The sequence below is a fragment of the Methylobacterium cerastii genome, from assembly GCF_022179125.1.
Lineage (GTDB): Bacteria > Pseudomonadota > Alphaproteobacteria > Rhizobiales > Beijerinckiaceae > Methylobacterium > Methylobacterium cerastii.
In genome coordinates this window covers 65157-82079 of record NZ_BPQG01000046.1, presented here as the reverse complement: position 1 = coordinate 82079, position 16923 = coordinate 65157, and the positions used below count along the sequence as shown (strand labels likewise).

24 protein-coding genes and 1 tRNA gene are annotated in these 16923 nt (G+C 70.4%); 15 read left to right on the top strand and 10 right to left on the bottom strand.

The window, feature by feature from the left end:
- The first annotated feature begins 66 nt into the window (after positions 1-66).
- The 3 genes from argB (at position 67) to MFF13_RS15240 (ending at position 2213) form a co-directional block, all read left to right on the top strand.
- Positions 67-960 (top strand): acetylglutamate kinase, encoded by an 894-nt coding sequence (gene argB / locus MFF13_RS15250; RefSeq protein ID WP_147763188.1) that lies wholly within the window; start codon positions 67-69, stop codon positions 958-960.
- Between the two features lie 120 nt (positions 961-1080).
- On the top strand, positions 1081-1794 hold the full coding sequence (locus MFF13_RS15245) for a pyrimidine 5'-nucleotidase (RefSeq protein WP_238272468.1): 714 nt from the start codon (positions 1081-1083) through the stop codon (positions 1792-1794).
- The gene (locus tag MFF13_RS15240; RefSeq protein ID WP_147828244.1) at positions 1791-2213 is read left to right on the top strand and encodes a metallopeptidase family protein; all 423 of its coding nucleotides are present in this window, start codon (positions 1791-1793) and stop codon (positions 2211-2213) included. The genes MFF13_RS15245 and MFF13_RS15240 overlap by 4 nt, the downstream gene beginning before the upstream one ends.
- Positions 2214-2315: 102 nt before the next feature.
- Here MFF13_RS15240 and MFF13_RS15235 read toward each other — a convergent pair whose 3' ends face one another.
- The 4 genes from MFF13_RS15235 to MFF13_RS15220 form a co-directional block, all read right to left on the bottom strand.
- The gene (locus tag MFF13_RS15235; RefSeq protein ID WP_238272467.1) at positions 2316-3560 is read right to left on the bottom strand and encodes a peptide ABC transporter permease; all 1245 of its coding nucleotides are present in this window, start codon (positions 3558-3560) and stop codon (positions 2316-2318) included.
- Between the two features lie 158 nt (positions 3561-3718).
- Positions 3719-4243 carry a DUF2937 family protein gene (locus tag MFF13_RS15230; RefSeq protein WP_147828242.1) on the bottom strand — a complete coding sequence of 175 codons (525 nt, stop codon included), beginning with the start codon at positions 4241-4243 and terminating at the stop codon, positions 3719-3721.
- 71 nt (positions 4244-4314) lie between these two features.
- On the bottom strand, positions 4315-5316 hold the full coding sequence (locus tag MFF13_RS15225; RefSeq protein WP_147763185.1) for a WD40 repeat domain-containing protein: 1002 nt from the start codon (positions 5314-5316) through the stop codon (positions 4315-4317).
- 63 nt (positions 5317-5379) lie between these two features.
- Positions 5380-6054 carry a YoaK family protein gene (locus MFF13_RS15220; RefSeq protein WP_147814686.1) on the bottom strand — a complete coding sequence of 225 codons (675 nt, stop codon included), beginning with the start codon at positions 6052-6054 and terminating at the stop codon, positions 5380-5382.
- A gap of 207 nt (positions 6055-6261) precedes the next feature.
- Between MFF13_RS15220 and MFF13_RS15215 the strand changes: the two genes are divergently transcribed.
- On the top strand, positions 6262-6687 hold the full coding sequence (locus MFF13_RS15215; RefSeq protein WP_147750207.1) for a response regulator: 426 nt from the start codon (positions 6262-6264) through the stop codon (positions 6685-6687).
- Between the two features lie 39 nt (positions 6688-6726).
- Positions 6727-7104 carry a photosystem reaction center subunit H gene (locus MFF13_RS15210; RefSeq protein ID WP_238272466.1) on the top strand — a complete coding sequence of 126 codons (378 nt, stop codon included), beginning with the start codon at positions 6727-6729 and terminating at the stop codon, positions 7102-7104.
- Positions 7105-7126: 22 nt separating this feature from the next.
- On the opposite strand, the gene MFF13_RS15205 is transcribed toward MFF13_RS15210, so the two are convergent.
- Positions 7127-7483, bottom strand: a complete 357-nt coding sequence (locus MFF13_RS15205) for a hypothetical protein (protein WP_147828241.1) — start codon at positions 7481-7483, stop codon at positions 7127-7129.
- A gap of 4 nt (positions 7484-7487) precedes the next feature.
- Positions 7488-7715, bottom strand: a complete 228-nt coding sequence (locus MFF13_RS15200; protein ID WP_147763180.1) for a hypothetical protein — start codon at positions 7713-7715, stop codon at positions 7488-7490.
- 56 nt (positions 7716-7771) lie between these two features.
- Here MFF13_RS15200 and MFF13_RS15195 point away from each other — a divergent pair, with 56 nt between their 5' ends.
- Positions 7772-7915: a hypothetical protein gene (locus MFF13_RS15195; protein WP_187273581.1), complete on the top strand. Its 144-nt coding sequence runs from the start codon at positions 7772-7774 to the stop codon at positions 7913-7915.
- Between the two features lie 4 nt (positions 7916-7919).
- Here the strand turns inward: MFF13_RS15195 and MFF13_RS15190 are convergent, their stop codons facing one another.
- A complete protein-coding gene (locus MFF13_RS15190; RefSeq protein WP_238272465.1) occupies positions 7920-9362 on the bottom strand; it encodes a protein adenylyltransferase SelO in 1443 nt (480 codons plus the stop codon).
- Between the two features lie 216 nt (positions 9363-9578).
- Here MFF13_RS15190 and MFF13_RS15185 point away from each other — a divergent pair.
- The 4 genes from MFF13_RS15185 to MFF13_RS15170 all read left to right on the top strand — a co-directional run bounded on the left by MFF13_RS15185 (position 9579) and on the right by MFF13_RS15170 (position 11195).
- Positions 9579-9655: transfer RNA gene (locus MFF13_RS15185), tRNA-Met, on the top strand.
- A gap of 99 nt (positions 9656-9754) precedes the next feature.
- Complete coding sequence (locus MFF13_RS15180) at positions 9755-10495, top strand: CDP-diacylglycerol diphosphatase (RefSeq protein ID WP_147828636.1); 741 nt, start codon at positions 9755-9757, stop codon at positions 10493-10495.
- Between the two features lie 142 nt (positions 10496-10637).
- Complete coding sequence (locus MFF13_RS15175) at positions 10638-10877, top strand: hypothetical protein (protein WP_238272464.1); 240 nt, start codon at positions 10638-10640, stop codon at positions 10875-10877.
- A gap of 72 nt (positions 10878-10949) precedes the next feature.
- Complete coding sequence (locus tag MFF13_RS15170; RefSeq protein WP_238272463.1) at positions 10950-11195, top strand: hypothetical protein; 246 nt, start codon at positions 10950-10952, stop codon at positions 11193-11195.
- A 34-nt stretch (positions 11196-11229) separates the two neighbouring features.
- Here MFF13_RS15170 and MFF13_RS15165 read toward each other — a convergent pair whose 3' ends face one another.
- Positions 11230-12213 (bottom strand): SDR family oxidoreductase, encoded by a 984-nt coding sequence (locus tag MFF13_RS15165; RefSeq protein ID WP_238272462.1) that lies wholly within the window; start codon positions 12211-12213, stop codon positions 11230-11232.
- A 254-nt stretch (positions 12214-12467) separates the two neighbouring features.
- On the opposite strand from MFF13_RS15165, the gene MFF13_RS15160 reads away from it, so the two are divergent.
- Together MFF13_RS15160 and MFF13_RS15155 are read left to right on the top strand one after the other, a co-directional pair.
- On the top strand, positions 12468-13715 hold the full coding sequence (locus MFF13_RS15160; protein ID WP_147828634.1) for a glycosyltransferase: 1248 nt from the start codon (positions 12468-12470) through the stop codon (positions 13713-13715).
- A 186-nt stretch (positions 13716-13901) separates the two neighbouring features.
- Complete coding sequence (locus MFF13_RS15155; RefSeq protein WP_238272461.1) at positions 13902-14318, top strand: hypothetical protein; 417 nt, start codon at positions 13902-13904, stop codon at positions 14316-14318.
- Between the two features lie 45 nt (positions 14319-14363).
- Here the strand turns inward: MFF13_RS15155 and MFF13_RS15150 are convergent, their stop codons facing one another.
- Positions 14364-14609 carry a hypothetical protein gene (locus tag MFF13_RS15150; RefSeq protein ID WP_147750925.1) on the bottom strand — a complete coding sequence of 82 codons (246 nt, stop codon included), beginning with the start codon at positions 14607-14609 and terminating at the stop codon, positions 14364-14366.
- A 540-nt stretch (positions 14610-15149) separates the two neighbouring features.
- Here MFF13_RS15150 and MFF13_RS15145 point away from each other — a divergent pair.
- Both MFF13_RS15145 and MFF13_RS15140 read left to right on the top strand, forming a co-directional pair.
- A complete protein-coding gene (locus tag MFF13_RS15145; protein ID WP_238272460.1) occupies positions 15150-15572 on the top strand; it encodes a hypothetical protein in 423 nt (140 codons plus the stop codon).
- Positions 15573-15584: 12 nt separating this feature from the next.
- Positions 15585-15758, top strand: a complete 174-nt coding sequence (locus tag MFF13_RS15140; RefSeq protein ID WP_187273613.1) for a hypothetical protein — start codon at positions 15585-15587, stop codon at positions 15756-15758.
- Positions 15759-15924: 166 nt separating this feature from the next.
- On the opposite strand, the gene MFF13_RS15135 is transcribed toward MFF13_RS15140, so the two are convergent.
- Positions 15925-16302, bottom strand: coding sequence for a DUF4440 domain-containing protein (locus tag MFF13_RS15135; protein WP_238272459.1), 378 nt, complete (start codon positions 16300-16302; stop codon positions 15925-15927).
- Positions 16303-16676: 374 nt separating this feature from the next.
- Between MFF13_RS15135 and MFF13_RS15130 the strand changes: the two genes are divergently transcribed.
- Positions 16677-16919 carry a hypothetical protein gene (locus MFF13_RS15130; protein WP_147828631.1) on the top strand — a complete coding sequence of 81 codons (243 nt, stop codon included), beginning with the start codon at positions 16677-16679 and terminating at the stop codon, positions 16917-16919.
- Positions 16920-16923 lie beyond the last annotated feature (4 nt).

The window sequence follows — 16923 nt, the reverse complement described above, 5'->3', positions numbered from 1 at the left end:
GCTTCGCGGTTCGCCAAGCTTCCTGTAGAGACCTGCGCGTCGCGAAGCCGGCGCGAGAGGATGCCGATGACCGAACTGCCGAACGTGCACGTCCGCGCCGAAGTCCTGTCCCAGGCGCTGCCCCACATGCAGCGCTACGACCAGGAGATCGTGGTCATCAAGTATGGCGGGCACGCCATGGGCGACGCCTCCGCGGCCGAAGACTTCGCCGAGGACATCGTGCTGCTCGAGCAATCGGGCGTGAAACCGATCGTCGTCCACGGGGGCGGCCCGCAGATCGGCCGGATGCTCGAGCGGCTCGGCATCCAGTCCGAGTTCCGCGGCGGCCTCCGTGTCACCGACGAGGCCACCGTCGAGGTGGTCGAGATGGTCCTGGCCGGCTCGATCAACAAGCAGATCGTCGGCTGGATCTCGGCCGAGGGCGGCCGGGCGATCGGCCTGTGCGGCAAGGACGGCAACATGGTCCGGGCCAAGCGCGCGACCAAGACCGTGATGGACCCCGAGAGCCGGGAGATGCAGACGGTCGACCTCGGCCTCGTCGGCGAGCCCGAGCACGTCGAGCGCGGCGTGCTCGACGCGGTGCTGAAGGCCGAGCTGATCCCGGTCCTGGCCCCCGTGGCCTACGGCGCCGACGGCAAGACCTACAACGTCAACGCCGACACCTTCTCCGGCGCCATCGCCGGGGCGCTCCGCGCCAAGCGCCTGCTGCTCCTCACCGACGTGCCGGGCGTGCTCGACAAGGACAAGAACCTGATCCCGGAGCTGACCGTCGAGGATTGCCGGCGGCTCATCGCCGACGGCACCATCACCGGCGGCATGATCCCGAAGATCGAGACCTGCATCTACGCGATCGATCAGGGCGTCGAGGCGGTCGTGATCCTCGACGGCAAGGTCAACCACGCCGTGCTGCTGGAACTCTTCACCGATTACGGCGCCGGCACCCTGATCCGCCGGAGCTGACGGCCCAACCCCGCATCGCGCGCGCCCGGATCTTGCTTGGAATCCGGGTGCGCGCATCCTGCCTTGCGGTCATCTCGGAGACCGGACATCTCGGACAGATCAATAGCCGGCGAGAGCCACGTGACGGCGGACGACGCCCGCGGCTTCGAGGCCGTCGACACCTGGGTGTTCGACCTCGACAACACGCTCTATCCGAGCGACGCGATGGTGTGGCCGCAGGTGGACGAGCGCATCACGCTGTTCGTCATGCAGCTCTACGGCCTCGACGGGATCTCGGCGCGCGCCCTGCAGAAGTACTTCTACCATCGCTACGGCACGACCCTGAAGGCGCTGATGGTGGAGGACGGCGTCGACCCGCACGCCTTCCTCGACTTCGCGCACGACATCGACCACGCGACGATCCGGCTCGATCCGGCGCTCGGCGACGCGATCGAGCAGCTGCCCGGGCGCAAGCTCATCCTGACGAACGGCTCGCGCAAGCACGCCGAGAACGTCGCGAAAAGCCTCGGCATCCTCGACCACTTCGAGGACGTGTTCGACATCGCCGCCGCCGACTTCGTGCCGAAGCCCGAACGCGTGACCTACGAGCGCTTCCTCGCCCAGCACGCGGTCGACCCACGGCGCGCGGCCCTGTTCGAGGACATCGCCCGCAACCTCGTGGTGCCGCACCAGATGGGCATGGCCACCGTGCTGGTGGTGCCGTCCGCGATCGACCCCTACCGCGAGGCCTTCGAGCAGGAGGCGGTGCGCGAAGCCCATATCGACCACATCACCAACGACCTCGCCGCGTTCCTGCGCCGCTGTGTCCTTCCCGTCGCCAAGGATGCCGCGTGAGCCTCGTCGACGCGCAAGCCTTGAGCGCGGCGAAGGCGCCGAGCCTCGTCGAGATCGAGGATCTGGCGCACGCCGCCTTCGCGGCGCTGCCGGCCGCGTTCCAGGCGTTGGCGCGCGACGTCCGCATCGTCGTCGATGATTTTCCCGACGACGAGACGCTGTCCGAGATGCAGTGCGAATCGGAGTTCGACCTGCTCGGCCTGTTCCGCGGGATCGGTCTGGCGCAAGCCGGCGAGACCGTCACGGGCCAGATGCCGAACACGGTCTGGCTCTACCGCCGGCCCCTGCTCGACTACTGGGCCGAGCACGACGAGACGCTCGGCCACCTCGTCGCCCACGTGCTGATCCACGAGATCGGCCACCATGTCGGGCTGTCGGACGCCGACATGGCCGGCATCGAGGCCGCCGCCGACCTTTGAGACCGGACCTCGATGAGCCCGACTCATCGAGGTCCGGCCCCCGCGACTGCGGGGAGGCGGCAATCCGCCGGACCTCATGGGTCCTGACCCATGAGACCAAGTTCAAGGCGTCGGCGGCTCGCCCAGGGGCGGCAGCTTCAGGCGGCTCACCTTCGGGCGGCGGGTGCGGAACTGGCCGCGCTCGATCGCGACGAAGACGAGGATGGTGATGGCCAGCGTCGTCAGCCACCACACCACCGTCAGGCCGACGCCGATGCAGGCGATGGTGAAGGCGGCGGCGAAGCCCGCCATCGCCCCGGGCACCAGCAGCGGCACGTCGAGGCCGGCCCGGCGGACCGAGGCGTAGAGGGCGAAGGCGGCGGCCAGCGCCCCGACGACGCCGAGCTCGTACCACATGGCGAACAGCGCGGTGCTCGGCGCGTTCACCGGGATCAGCCCGAAGACGCGTCCGCGCAAGGCCGTCTCGAAGCCGTGGCCGGTGATGAGCCGGACCGGCTCGGTGGTCACGATCCGCTGCCAGCTCTTCAGCGTCAGCACGCCGGGGCTCAGGGGGCCGAACAGGGCGGCGCCGACGGGTCGGGCGAGAAACGGCAGCAGCGGCGCCACCGCGAGCAAGCCGGCGGCGATGCCGGCGGTGAGGCCGACGCCGAGGCGCGGCCGGAAGCTCGTCACCGCAAAGGCCAGCGCCCCGATCGCGAGCGCCGCGATCTGCCCGAGATCCGGCGAGACCGCCAGCGCCACGGCGACCACCACGGCGAGGCCGAGCGCCTCCCGGTCGCGGCGACGCGAGCGCAGCCAGGCCACCGCGGGCCAGACCAGCAGGGCGAGGAGGGTGAGGCCGCGGTCGAGGGCGTTGTCGTCGTCCGGGACGCCGCGCATCAGGCTGTCGCCGAACAGACCGAGCATGATGGCGACGATCGCCGCCGCGGTGACGCCGAGCGGCAGCAGGTAGAGGTTGGCCGAGCGCATCCGGTCCGGCAGCGCCATGTAGCCGGCCAGCGTCAGCAGGATCGTGGCGACGAGGTTGGCGAACCGTTCGGAGGCGGGGCCGGGGAACGGCGTCCAGACCAGCGACAGCGCCATCCAGGCCAGCACGAGGAGGCCGGCGAGGAAGGCCGGGGCGCGCAGAAGCCGGACGCCGCTGGCGCGCAGCGGCCGTTGGCGGCCGTCGATGGCGCTGGCGAGGATCAGCAGGGCGACGGAGATCGGGGCGAGGATCACGGTCGCGCGCCGCGCCACCTGCGCCACCACCGGAAGGATCACGAACAGCCCGAAGAACCCGACACGGCGCAGGAGCGCGGCCGCATCGAGCGCCGGGTCGATCGTCTGGGTGGATGGGCGCGCCATGGTGCGACTCGGGAACCAGCGTGACGGTTGCGTGTGCCGGAAAGCCCGGCCGCGCCCGTCCTCGATGTCTCGCTTAAGCAAGCCGCGCGCTAGGGGCTGTAGACGCCCGGCCACACAGAGGCGCCGACGTCGCCCGCCGTGATCGCGCCGACGCCCGTTTAAGCCGTCGTGACCGCGGTCCGCGGCCGGCGGCGGACCACGCGGCGGCCGACGTCGGAGAGCACGCGCCAGCCGCCCCAGGCGGCCAGGAAGCCGAGGAGACCGGCGACGATCCCGTCGGTGGTGGTCGGGAGGGCCGGGTCGTAATCGCGGTAGGTGGCGCGGGCGAGCGGAACGTCGGGGTCGCGGATCACGGCAGCGAGCCGCCCGAGGGGGCTCGCCGCGTTCGCCAAAGCCTGCTGCTGCGCCGAGAGCCGTTCCAGCCGCTCGATGTCGTAGCGCGCGGCCTCGCCCCGGCGCGCGACCAGGGTGTCGGGATTGGTGCGCAAGCGATCGACGGCCCCTTCGCGGGTGTTGCCGGTGGCCTTGGCGTCCGATTCGAGCGACGCGACCTCGCGCTTCAGCTCGTCCAGGGCGCCACCGAGGCGCTGGGCGTATTGCTGGGCGAATTCGGGCCCCTGCGCCGCCAGCCCGCCGCCGAGCAGGCCGAGGGCGAGGCCTAGGGTGCGGAAGACACGGAACACGGGGCATCCTCGTCGTGGTGGTCGTGGCAGAAGAGCATGGTGGCGGCGGCAGTTCCAGAACCCGACCGCGATCAGGCGGGCAGGGTCAGCAGCCCCGCCGCCCCGTCGACGCATCCGAACGCCAGCCGCCCGCCCTTCGCGTCCCAGGCCAACGCCGAAATCCCGCTGCCCTTCACCGCCGGGCGGACCAGCAGTTCGGAGGCGTCGGTGAAGCGCACGAGCAGGATGCAGCCGTCCTCGTAGCCCATGGCCAGCACCAGGGCCTTGGGGTGGAAGGCGACGCGGGAGACGCGGGCCGGGCGCACGCCGCACTCGCGTGGAGCCTTGCCGGTGGGGCCTTCCTTCGAATCGAACGGCCACACGATCGCGGCCTCCGCGCCGCTGGTGGCGAGCCAGTGGCCATCCGACGACCACGACACCGAGCGCACCTTGGCCGGGTAGCCCGACATCCGCATGTGGCCGCGGTCCGGCTGCAGGCGCCAGCCGTGCAGCGCGTTCTCCTGCATGGTCGAGACGACGAAGCGCCCGTCGGGCGACCACGTCACGTCGATGTGCGAGCCCTTCCACTCGACCATCTCGGCGGGCGTCTCGTGGTTCGGGTACCAGAGCGAGACGCCGTTGTAGTGCGAGGCCGCCAGCCGGTAGCCCTTGGAGGCGAAGGCGAGGCCGCGGGCGGTGGAGGGGGCCGTGAACGTGCGCTCGCGCCCCTTGGCGTCGCGGGCGACCACGGTGCGCCCGGCCGCGTAGGCCACCGACCCGTCGGGATGCAGGGCGAGCGCGTCGATCCAGGCGCCGCCCTTGGCGGTGGCGACCTCGGACAGCGTGCCGTCGGGCCGGAGCGCCACCACGCGCCCGTCGTCGCCGCCGGTGACGAGGCGGTTGCCGTCGCCCACGGCGGCCAGGATGCCGGCCTCGGGATGGGCGGCGAGGCGGCTCGACGTGCCGTCCCGGCTGAGCAGGACGGTGCCGTCGCCGAGGGCCATCACCAGCGCGTCCTTCAGGAAGTGCGCGGCGACGACGTGGGCGCCGGCCTCGACCGGGGCGACGTGGGTGGTCAGCGAAGCGTTGCTCATCGGGAGACTCGATCAGGACGGGCGCGGGCAGGACAAGGCGGGCAGAACAGGCGTGAAACGGTCTCAGGTGGCGGGCGGCTCGGGCATCATCGTCCGGTGGCGCAGCGCGAAGATCGCGGCGACCAGGGCGAGGAGGCCGGAGACCGCCGCCGGGATGAACAGGGCATAGAGCTCCAGGCGGGCATAGGCCACGGCGCCGCCGAACGCGCCGACGAGGAGCGCGGCCCAGACCGCCCCGTCGCCGACCCAGCCGAAGGGCGGCCCGGTGCGGGTGAGCGCCTGCGCCACCTTCTGCCCGAGGCTGAACAGGGCCCCGGTGACGAAGGTGGTGCCGGCGCGGAACCCCTTCACCTGCGCCAGCACGGCGTTCTGCGAGCCCATCGCCACCGCCATGAAGAACGCGGCGATGCCGAGTTCCGGAATCGCGAGGCCGACCCCGAGGGCTGCCAGGATCAGCAGGGCTTCGTAGCCGAGCACCGCCGGCGTCGCCCAGGGGGAGGGGATCAGGATCGACAGGCCGCTGCCGAGGATCGCGCCGCCGAGGAACCCGCCGATCAGGATCGCCGGCAGCACCACGTGCGCGAAATCCGCATGCCCGAGGAAGACCGAGAGCTGCGTGGTGTTGCCGCTCATGAACGAGGTGTAGAGGCCGCCGAGCCGGACGAAGCCCAGCGCGTCGACGAATCCGGCGAGCGCGGTGAGCACGAGCCCGGTCCCGACCTGCCAGGACCGGTTCACGAAACCCGATCCGGTGCGCGACGCGTCAACCCTTGGTTAACCATTCCCGGCGCCTCGTTCAGGGGCGGGCGAGCAGGGTTAAGGCTTCGCTCACCAAACCTCGGCAATTCGATGCAATCACGGCGAACGCCGGAGCGTAGGGCGCCGTTTGTCCTTCGATCCGGCTGCGGGACCTTCGTCCCACGCCGGGTGAGTTGGAGTTGCGTCATGATGTCCTTCGCCTGCGCCGCCTTCGGCCTGCCGAGCTACCTCGACCGCGCGCCGACCACCATCCTGGTGGTCGAGGACGAGCCGTTCGTCTGCGAACTGGCAGCGGAAGCGCTGCTCGACGAGGGCTACCGCGTCCTGACCGCCGCCGACGCCTGGGAGGCCGAGGCGATCCTCGCCCGGGAGACCGTCGACCTGCTCTTCACCGATATCGACCTCGCCCGCAACACGAACGGGATCACGCTGGCCCGGGCCGCGCGGGCGCATTGCCCCTCGCTGCCGGTGGTCTACACCTCCGGCGGCCGCGCCTGCCTCTCGCAGGGCGAGGCGGTCCCCGAATCGGTGTTCGTGCCGAAGCCCTACCGTCCGAGCCAGCTCGTCGCGCTGACGAACGACATCCTGCGCAGCCACGCCCACCACGCCTAGAACCCATCCCTCGACGCACGACGCCCGGAACCCTGACGCATGCGCCTCGCTCACGCCGCCCTCCTGATGCTCGCCGCCGGCCTCGCCACGCCGGTCGAAGCCGCCTGCGACGTGAAGGCCGCCAAGATCGAGGAGACGATCGCCCGGAAGAGCGAGCTCCAGGAGGCCGCCAACAAGCAAACGGTGCGCGACCTGCGCACGCTGCGTGACGCGGCGATCGTGCTGGAGAGCTATTCCTACGTCACCGAATGCGAGCGCGTGCTGGAGATCGTGAAGACGCTGGCCGCCGACCCGGAGAAGACGATCGAGAAGGGCGACACCGACGAGGAGAAGGCCGAGAGCCAACAGGAGGCCCGCAAGCCGAAGCCCGCCGTCGAGCCCGCCGTCGAGCCCGCCGCGCCGGCCAAGCCCAAATAAATGTTGCGCGGGTGAGGGCGCCTCACCAGCCGAAGCGGGCGATCCGGGCGAGCTGCGCCTTCCCCGCGGCTTCGTCCCGCCCGAGCAGCGCCACCCGTTCCGACAGGCCGTAGGCGGTCGGCGAGAACGGCAGCGACAGGAGCGGGATGCCCTCCGCCCGCGACCGGTTCACCGAGGCGATCAGGCAGGCGATCACCGAGCCGTCCTCCGGCGTGTCGACGCAATCGGCCCGCGGGCTGCCGAACAGCGGCCGGTTCGGAACGCTCAGCAGGATCGTCGTCCCACCGCGCCGGTCGGGGGCCGGCGGCAGGCTGTAGCTGCGCACGAACAGTGCCGGCAGCAGCACGACCAGCGCGAGGACGAGGAGAGCCCTGCGCATTCGCCTAGCTCGGCTCGTCGAAGCGGCTGCGGAAGAACACCTCGCGTCCGGCGCCGTCGATCACCCGCACCGCTTCCGCCGGTCCGACCGAGCGCTGCGGCACGCGGGCCCGGGCGAACAGGCGCAGCGCACGCTCCTGCGCCCCCTCGAGCCCGGTGCTGCGCACCGAGATCCGGGTCTGGACGTCACCCGGCTCGGGGCCGAGGACTTCGATGTGAAAGGTCTCGCGCACACCAGTGCCTCTGCCCTAACTCAATCCGATCGTCCACCGCCGCGAGGGCGCCGCCCGTGAACCCCGTGAAGATCGCCGCCGCGATCGCCGTCTGCGTTCTGCTGTTCTGGCTCGGCCTGCGCATCACCCGCACGATGGTCGACCTCGGCATCCGCGCCGGCCACGCCGAGGCGCGCCGCCGCGAGGAGGAGGAGCGTTGAGGCCTTACCAAACCAGCGCAGGCGCCGTGCCGTAGGCCTCGGCCATGCGCGCGATCGCCGCGAGCTTGTCGTCGAGCGCCGACCAGTCGTCGGACGCAGCGATCGGCGCCCACAGCGCCTCGACCTCGTCGATCAGCAGCGTGCAGGGTGTGAGGTCGGCGAAATAGGGATGGGCGAGGCCGGCGCCCGGCGCCGACGCCAAGCCCTCCAACGCTGCGCGCACCGGGGCGAAGGCGTCGCCGGCATAGAGTGCGGCCGAGGGGCTCGCCGCGGCGCGCTCGGCGCTGGCGATGCCGCCGTACCAATCGAAGAAGGTCTGCTCGAACGGGGCGTGGCTCTCGGCCAGGAAGCGCCAGAAGGCGCCGACCAGCCGATCGGTTTCGTCCTGGCCGGCCTTCGCGAGCCCGAGCCTGGCGAACAAGGCCTCGGCGAAGCCCTCCTGCAGGGCGGGCCCAAAACCCTTCAGCGCCGCTTCGAGGTCGGCCTGCGGCGCCAGCGTCAGCAGGCAATCCGCCAGCCGTGCGAGGTTCCAGTACAACGCCTCCGGCTGGCGGCCGAAGCTGTAGAGCCCTTGGCTGTCGAAATAGGCGGCCGTGAAATTCGGATCGTAGGCCGGCAACCAGCGCCACGGCCCGTAATCGAAGCTCTCGCCGGTGACGTTGATGTTGTCGGTGTTGAGCACCCCGTGGACGAAGCCCGCGGCCGCCCATTGCGCACCCATCCGCGCGACCCGTCGCACGACCTCGGCGAGGAAGGCCACCGCCCGGTCGGCCGGCGCCTCGCGCCAGAGGTCGGGCATGTGCGTCGTGATGGTGTGATCGAGCAGCCGCTCGATGTTCCTCGGCTCGTCGAGCGCCAGGAACCGCTGGAAGCTGCCGATGCGGATGTGGCCGTGGCTCAGGCGCACGAGCACCGCGGAGCGGGTGGGGGAGGGCTCGTCGCCGCGCTCCAGCGCCTCGCCGGTCTCGATCAGGCTGAAGCTCTTGGAGGTGTTCACGCCCTGCGCTTCGAGGAGCGCGGTGGCCAGCACCTCGCGCATGCCGCCCTTCAGGGTCAGCCGGCCGTCGCCCGCCCGCGACCACGGCGTGGTGCCGCTGCCCTTGGTGGCGAGGTCGAGCAGGCGCCCGTCGCGCAAATCGTGCAGCTGCGCGTAGAGGAAGCCGCGCCCGTCCCCGAGCTCGGGGTTGTACGAGCGGAACTGGTGGCCGTGATAGCGCAGGGCCAGCGGCGCGGGGAACGAGCCGGGCAGGGGCTCGAACCGGCCGAACCGGGCGATCCACTCGGCGTCCGTCAGCCCGTCGAGCCCGACGCGGGCGGCCCAAGCGCGGTTGCGGAAGCGCAGGATCGTCTGCGGGAAGCGGGCGGCCGCGACCACGTCGAAGAAGTCGGCGCCGAGGTCGGCATGGCGGCGCGAGGGCTGCGCCTCTTGCGTTGGACGGTCTGACAAGAATGAACCCTCGCTCGGTTCCGGCATTCGGACAGCACTCATAGCGATAAGCACGCCCTGCGCGATCCGTTGCGGGATGAGCCGGAACGCCGGGACGCGCCACAGAAAAAAACCCGCGCCTCGGCCGGAAAGAGGGCGTTGACACCGCAAGCCGCCGTTCCCTATACCGCCGATCTCCGAACCGGCCGCCTGCCCACGCAGACGGCCGCGGGCTGGGGCGGGGTAGCTCAGCTGGTTAGAGCAGAGGAATCATAATCCTCGTGTCGGGGGTTCGAGTCCCTCTCCCGCTACCATTCATCGAACCCGTCCGGTCTCCGACGTGGCGGGTTTTTTCATGCCTGACGATCGTCTGAAGCCGTGTCGCGTTCGCTCGTTGTGAGCTGGGGATCGTGATGCGTCGGATCGTGCCGGTCCTGATCCTCTTGGCCGTCTTGCCGGCACCCGCACGCTCCGCAGGCGATCCGAGCCGGGACGTGCTTTGGGCCGCGCTGAAGACCTGCGTGCTCGCCAAGACGGTCGCCAACCGGACCTTTCCGTGCCTCGACGTGGATCTCGGCGACGCGGACCGCCCCGGCACTGCGGTTTTGCGCGCGCCGGGCGAACCGACCCACGTCGTGGTGATGCCGACCCAGTCGGTGGCCGGGCTCGAGGCGACGGTGTTGCGCGGGGCGCGCGGCGCCGCCTACTGGCGCGCCGCCCTGGCGGCGCGGCGCTTCGTGTCGGATCCGCTGAAGGGCCGCGTGCCGGTGGCCGAGGTGGGCCTCGCGGTGAACTCGGCGCGCGGCCGCAGCCAGGACCAGCTTCACATCCATCTCGATTGCATGAAGCCGCGGGTTCTGGCGTCTCTGAAGGCGCACGCGCAGGCGATCCGCGGCAGCTGGGCGCCGTTCCCGGTCGCGCTCGCCGGCGACCGTTACCTCGCGATGCGGGTGCCGGCGGCCGAGGCGGCGCGCTTCAACCCCTTCGCGGCGCTGGCCCGGCTGCCCGGCCGGCGGGACCTGCGCGAGACGAGCTTCGCCGCCGTCGCCACCGCGGCCGGCGACCCCGAGCCCGGCTTCTACGTGCTCGCCTACCGCGCACCGCGGGCGAGCGCCGAGGACCTGATGGATCACGCCTGCGCCGCGGCGCGGTGAGACGGCACCCGGCGAGACGACGCGCTTCCTCGACACGCCGAACGCTGGGGCTATCCTGGATCGATGCATCAACCCGCTACCGCTCGTCCTCGCACCGCGCCCGCCGCCGACGGGCCGCCGGGCGGTCGCGAGACGATCTTTGATGCGAATGTCTGAGCCGGCCGGGCCGCCGCGCTGCGTCCACTACGTCGGCTTCAAGGACGACCGCTACTGGAACGCCGTCCGCATCTTCGGCGGCCCTCGGGTGATCCACCGGCGCTGGGACTGGTTCGCAGTGCACGACGTCGGCCCCGACGACCTGGTGGTGTTCGCAGAAGGCGACGAGCGCCAACCGATGGCCGCGTGGAACGCGACCGACATCGACGAGCGCTGGTTGACCTGACACGTCCACGCTGCGGCACTCGCGACGTCGCCCTCGCGCGAACCGAACGCGGATGGCGTTCGTTGATCCGCCATGACCGATCAGCCCCCCGCCCAAGCCTCCGACGCCCTCATCGACGCGCGCCGCCGGGAGATGGCCGTCGAGCACCTTCTCTTCGGCACGATCCGCTTCGTGGCGCAGCGCCACCCGGAACTCCTCGACGAGCTCGACGGCAGCCTCGACCATCTCTGGGACAAGGCCCATGGCGAGGCTCGCGACGACGAGGGGGTGCGCGAGATCGCGCGGCGCTTCATCAAGAGCCTTCACGCCGAGCGGTAGAAGCCTGCCGGCAGGGCGGCGCTTCGTTCGCCGGTCAGGAGCGGCGCGCGGACAACGCGCTGCCGAGAAGCACCGTACCGCAGGCCGCCGCAAGCACGAGCCCGAGACCGAGGCGACCTGCCGAGGGAACGCCCTTGCGGTCGCGCCAGCCACCGTCGGCCCGGGCGCCTTCGGGCTTCGGCTGGCGCAAGGCACCATGGGTGCGTGGGCCAGGGTCGGCCCTGTCGAGCGCGCGGCGGAAACCCGCACCCATCATCCGTTCGGTCACGGACGGTGCGAGGGCGTAGCCGACCTGGGCCAAACGCGCAGGCCAGCCCACCGCCACCTCGTGGCGTGGGTGCAGCGCAAGCCGCAAGTAGGTCTCGGCCACGTCTTCCGGTGCATAGTACAGGTAGCCGGGGTTGAGCGTCTTACCGGTCACGTTGGCGCCGTGCTCGAGGCCGGGCGTGTCGACGATCGCCGGAAACACGCCGCAGACGTGGATGTGCCGGTGAGGCGCGAGCTCCTGGCGCAGGCTGGCAGAGAAGCCACGCAACCCGAATTTGCTGGCGGTGTAGGCCGCGGCGAACGGCGTCGGCGCCCAGCCGCCCATCGAGACCGTGTCGATCAGCGTGCCGTTCCCCTGACGTAGGAAGTGCGGCAGCACGGCGTAGGCGCCGTGGATGGCGCCCAACAGGTTGATCGCGATCGTCTGCCTGTGCAGATCGAGCGGCGCGTCGAGGAGCGGGCCGAACACGCCCGCGCCGGCGTTGTTGATCCAGACGTCGATCCGGCCGAACGCGCCCACCGCCCCGTCGGCCAGCGCCGACACGGCCTCGGGATCGGCGACGTCGGTGGGGATCGCCACGGCCTCGCCGCCGCGGCCGCGAATGTCGCGCGCCAACGCGTCGAGCACGTCGGCCCTCCGTGCGGCCAGGACGACGCGGCTGCCCCGGGCGGCGAACGCCTCCGCTGCCGCGCGCCCGATGCCGCTCGATGCGCCTGTGATGACGACGGTCTTCCCGCGAAGGTCGGCCATGTTCGTGCCTCGGCTTGGAACGGTCCCAAAGGCGAACCGGGGGCAGGCGGGCCAGTTCCGGGACGCGCCTGCGCCACGAGCGCTCACCGTACGATCGCAAGGCACCAGGCGCCGCGACGCCCGCACCAAGACGATTTGCCGCTTTTTACTAGTATAAACGACAAATAAGCCGCCACGCTTCTTATAACATAAGTTAGTTTATAACTATAATATATTTTTGATCCATTCCATCAAAATTCCTCTAATATAGAACGATGCAGGTTTCCCTGGTTACGCTCGGCTCGCATGGCGACGTGCTGCCCTTTCTTGCGCTTGCCGCCGCACTCAAAGATCGCGGCCATAGAGTTGCGCTGGCCGCCCCGGCGCCGTTCGGCGACCTCGCGGCGCGGGCGGGGATCGACTTCCACGCGCTCGGCACGCGGGCGGATTACGAGCGGACCCTCCGGCACCCGAACCTCTGGCACCCGACGCGGGGGGTCGCGCCGCTGCTGCAGACGCTGTCCACGGCGACCGAGCCGGTCTTCGCGTGGGTGCAGGCCCGCTGGTCGGCGGAGGGCGGGATCGTCGTCGCCTCGCCCAACAGCCTCGGGGCCCGCATCGCGCAGGACAAGCTCGGCCTGCCCTTGGTCACGGTCCACGTCGCCCCGTTCCTGATCGAGAGCCGTCGCGAGGCGCCGGTGCTGCCGGGCCTGGCCGCGGCGCGACGCCTGCCGTCGCGGTTTCGGCATTGGCTCGGGCGGGGCGGGGACCGCTACGTCATCGATCCGGCGGTGCTGCCCGACCTCAACGCCTTCCGCGACAGCCTCGGCCTGCCGCCGGTCCGCCGCCTGCGCCACTGGTGGAACAGCCCGACCCGGATGGTGCTGACGTTCCCGAACTGGTTCGCCCGCCCGCAGGCGGATTGGCCGGAACAGGCCGTGCAGGTCGGCTTCCCCCTCGCGGACCGTTACGGCGACCGGGCCGCGCTCGATCCCGAGGTCGCGCGCTTCCTCGATGCGGGCACGCCCCCCATCGCGTTCACCTATGGATCAGGGATGCGGCAGGGGCGCGCGTTCTTCGAGACTGCGGTCGCCCTGTGCCGGCGCATGGGCCGGCGCGGCATCCTGCTGGCGCCGCAGGCCGACCAGATGCCCGGGGCGCTGCCGCCGGAAATCCTGCGGGTCGCCTACGCGCCGTTCAGCGCGCTGCTGCCGCGCTGCGCCGCCCTGGTCCATCACGGCGGCATCGGCACCGTGGCGCAGGCGCTCGCCGCCGGCATCCCACAACTGCTCGTGCCGGTGGCATTCGATCATTTCGACGAGGCCGTCCGCCTCCGGCGCCTCGGCGTCGGCGCCGCGCTCAGCCGGCGCCGGTTCACGCCGCCGCGTGCCGCACGCGTGCTGGAGCGGCTCCTCGGGTCGCCGCAGGTGGCGCAGGCCTGCCGCGAGGCCGCGCTACTTTTGGCGCAAGAGGACGGGCTCAACGCGACCTGCGACGCCGTCGAGCAGGCGATGGCGGCCTGATTATCGACGAAGCGGCTTCGGACATGCCGAGCCTTTCGCGCAAAAGCAGGCGTAGCGCGCGGGACAAGGCGTCCGTCGAAGCCATCCGCGGCAGCGGACCACAGGCTCAGAACCGGTGGTCCGGCGTCGGGTTGGTCCAGCACTCCACGCACGCGCATTCGGTGCGCGAAGGTAAGGACCCACGCCATGCCCCATGCATCGCAAAAAGCTATCCTCGTGCTCGGCGGCCTGCTCTGCCTGTTGGCGCCGATCGGCCCGGCAGCTGCGCAGAGCACCGGTTACGTCACCGGCTTTCCGGGCAAGGACCCGGCGGGCGACGACGAGATCGGCTGGGGGCCGGCCTACCGGCCGGAGACGAGCTTCTCGCAACCCGGCACGCCGCCCACGCCCGGGGATTTCGCCGGTGCCGCCTACCGGGCGCGCACGGGTCGCGGGCCTTACGACAACCTGCAAAACACAAGCGGCGCACGCCCGATCGCTGTCAGGTCCGGCAAGGATTACGCGAGACCGTCACGGCGTGTCGTCCGCTCACGCCACCGGGTCGGACGGACTGCAACGGTTCGCAGCCCGAGCCGTCGCGCGACACGGCAGGCCGATCGCTGACGGCGTGATCGCAGCCGATCGACTGGCGGCAGTCCGAACCCGGCATCACAGAAAGCCGATCTTCCGTGCGAAGTAGTCGCTGTTCGGGTCGACGCCTATCGGCTCGGGTGACACGAAGGGCCGGGCCGCCTGGAACACGACCATCGCCAGGAGGGCTGCCACCGAGCCGCCGAGCGGCGCGGACAGCACGGCCAGGACCGGCGAGTAGCGCCAGAGCAGCGCGGCCGTGATCAGCAGCCCGAGACCGGACGCGATCACGATCCGAAAGATGCAGCATTCCGACGGTTGCATGCCGGCCTCCCAATCTGCGGGTTTAATCACAGGTTGTTAATATTGACAAACCTGCAACCGTGCCGTGTGTGCGTACTCTTCCACGCGGGCGATGGTCTGCGGGTGTCCGCCCCGTACTTTGATCCTGTTCGAAGCTTGAGCGCAATGCGGGTGATTTGCGCCGGCTCGGCGTGGCAGAGTACGCGGCGCGACGCAGGCTTCGCAACGGTTGCCGATCCGGCGTGGCATCGGCTTTGCGACCGTGCTTTGCGCCATGCTGCGGTGCAGCGTGCGTACTCGCACGTCACGGCCGAGGTGGCATCACCACGTTTGATCGGACGCTGATCGCCACGCGGCCGGGCAGTTTTCGGACCGCGTCACCAAAACCGAAAGAGGATGCCGACCATGGAACTGAAGCCCTTCAGCTACGCAATGATCGGGGCCTTCGCCTTCGGCCTCGTCGCCACCATCGTCGGTACGGCGAGCGCCATCGGGACCTTCTGATCACAACCTCGCTTCGCGTTTAGGCAACGGCGGCGGGGTGCATGTCCCGCCGCCATCATGTTCGCGGTGGAGTGGTTTGGCGTTTCGTTGCGATCGGCCGCTCCGGTCGGCATGGGTCGCCGGTATCCACCTGTGCCCGCGAGCGATCCCGCAGGGGCCGGTTCGTGCCATGAGATCACGCCGTTCGTCGCAGTGCCATCCGGCCCGGAGAACCGCGACACCTTCGGGACGTTAACCCTCTTATACGGTGAGGTTCGCATGTCCGCTCGGAACGCCGACGCCGACCCTCTGACGAACAGAGGAGGCGGTATGGTTGCAGATCGACCGGGCATCGAACGGATCGACGATCGCCTTGGCCGAGCCTCCACGGATGACATCAGCCTGCCGCCGTTGGCGGTCGCGGAAGAAGAAACCGACGTCGGTCTGGCGCAGAGGGGCACGGGTGAGGCTGCGATCGTCCGCGGCGAAACTGAAATCTGAAAGTCTGTCCCGATGACCGACGACGTCGACACGCAGGCCCAACGCATGCCGCAGGGAAAGCCGACGCCGGACGGCGCGGCGATCACCCCTCAGGACACCGTCGATGGCAAGACAAAGCCGGTCGACGGCCCAATGGACCGGCCGGGCACCGAAGCCGAAGACGCGGCCCGTCAGGATAAGCCGTAACGTCGCTCGGCGCGCACGACGTAAGCCGCCGCGTCACAGGTGTCTCCGTCGGACGGCGACCGGTTTTCTCTGCCGCAAGCGCACCTGAGCGCGGAAAGAATGGTACCGGGCGCGCCATAGCGCAGCCCGGCGAGATAGGCGCGGTTCGAAGCCCGGAATCGACCGGTCAGCCGGTCTTCTCGACCGCACCCTGCACCACCAGCGGCGGCGTCTGCTGGTGCTGGATCACGCGCCAGACCTCGTGCGACAGCCAGCGATAGGTCGAGGTGCAGTTCGCTTGGTAGGTCTCGTCGCCGCGCGAAGCCTCGATGTGGTAGGCGACCACGATCAGGCCCTCTTGCGGCCGGGCGATCTGACCCTTCGAGAACGCGACCTCGGTCCAGCGGGTGGTGTCGGCGACGGCCTCGATCGCCTGCGTGCCACTGAGCACGAAGGGCGGGTGCGGCAGCACCATCAGGCACGTCTCGTCGACCAGCTCGCGGTAGTGCTCGGGAGTACCGTCCCAGAGGCTCTTCTCGAAAGACCAGACCCGATCGTCGTCCATGGTGTTCTCCTGCCGCGGGAGGAAGTCGATCGGAGAAGCGCGGGAGCACCGCTTCGTTCCGTGTCCCACCGCGGCACGCCTCGTGTCGCGACGACACGTCTCCCCATCGGGCAACAGCCTCGTCTACGTCACGCAGGTCGTCCACGCGGTGCGTCACCGATCGTGCGGTCGGCCGGCGAGCGGTCGCGTTGCTCCAAACACGATCTCGTACAGCGGCCGAAATCAGAGGTCGGTGCGGCAAAACAGGTGGGAGAAGCATCGCTGTCTGAATTCGACACAGATCGAATGGCATTGCTCTTGCCGAATCTTGGTGCGGCGGCCATCTCTCGTTCATTCACGGACGAGCACGGGTTCGCGATCCGGACTGCCAGACGATGACCCCACGCACGACGGAACAGATCCTCGAGGTCGGCGGCCCTTTGAGCCGCCGGACGACGGTCATCGCCAACGTGCGCTGGTTCCGCCGGCTCGCCTGGCGGGCGCTCCGCGACGGCGCGCCGAGCGGCCAAGCGCGCGCGGCCAACGCCCGCGCCGCCGCCCGCATCCTCATCCGCCAGGCCAGGCGCGAGGCGCTGGTCGACCGGATGATCCGGGACGCGCAGACCGCGGACCTCTGAGCGA

Bases quoted from the DNA above. Each gene is read 5' to 3' on its own strand.
- MFF13_RS15215 (WP_147750207.1), top strand. From the start codon at position 6,262: ATGATGTCCTTCGCCTGCGCCGCCTTCGGCCTGCCGAGCTACCTCGAC.
- MFF13_RS15235 (WP_238272467.1), bottom strand. From the start codon at position 3,560: ATGGCGCGCCCATCCACCCAGACGATCGACCCGGCGCTCGATGCGGCC.
- MFF13_RS15210 (WP_238272466.1), top strand. From the start codon at position 6,727: ATGCGCCTCGCTCACGCCGCCCTCCTGATGCTCGCCGCCGGCCTCGCC.
- MFF13_RS15150 (WP_147750925.1), bottom strand. From the start codon at position 14,609: ATGCAACCGTCGGAATGCTGCATCTTTCGGATCGTGATCGCGTCCGGT.
- MFF13_RS15130 (WP_147828631.1), top strand. From the start codon at position 16,677: ATGACCCCACGCACGACGGAACAGATCCTCGAGGTCGGCGGCCCTTTG.
- MFF13_RS15165 (WP_238272462.1), bottom strand. From the start codon at position 12,213: ATGGCCGACCTTCGCGGGAAGACCGTCGTCATCACAGGCGCATCGAGC.
- MFF13_RS15135 (WP_238272459.1), bottom strand. From the start codon at position 16,302: ATGGACGACGATCGGGTCTGGTCTTTCGAGAAGAGCCTCTGGGACGGT.
- MFF13_RS15140 (WP_187273613.1), top strand. From the start codon at position 15,585: ATGACCGACGACGTCGACACGCAGGCCCAACGCATGCCGCAGGGAAAG.
- argB (WP_147763188.1), top strand. From the start codon at position 67: ATGACCGAACTGCCGAACGTGCACGTCCGCGCCGAAGTCCTGTCCCAG.
- MFF13_RS15205 (WP_147828241.1), bottom strand. From the start codon at position 7,483: ATGCGCAGGGCTCTCCTCGTCCTCGCGCTGGTCGTGCTGCTGCCGGCA.
- MFF13_RS15155 (WP_238272461.1), top strand. From the start codon at position 13,902: ATGCCCCATGCATCGCAAAAAGCTATCCTCGTGCTCGGCGGCCTGCTC.
- MFF13_RS15170 (WP_238272463.1), top strand. From the start codon at position 10,950: ATGACCGATCAGCCCCCCGCCCAAGCCTCCGACGCCCTCATCGACGCG.
- MFF13_RS15180 (WP_147828636.1), top strand. From the start codon at position 9,755: ATGCGTCGGATCGTGCCGGTCCTGATCCTCTTGGCCGTCTTGCCGGCA.
- MFF13_RS15225 (WP_147763185.1), bottom strand. From the start codon at position 5,316: ATGAGCAACGCTTCGCTGACCACCCACGTCGCCCCGGTCGAGGCCGGC.
- MFF13_RS15160 (WP_147828634.1), top strand. From the start codon at position 12,468: ATGCAGGTTTCCCTGGTTACGCTCGGCTCGCATGGCGACGTGCTGCCC.
- MFF13_RS15145 (WP_238272460.1), top strand. From the start codon at position 15,150: ATGTTCGCGGTGGAGTGGTTTGGCGTTTCGTTGCGATCGGCCGCTCCG.
- MFF13_RS15175 (WP_238272464.1), top strand. From the start codon at position 10,638: ATGCGAATGTCTGAGCCGGCCGGGCCGCCGCGCTGCGTCCACTACGTC.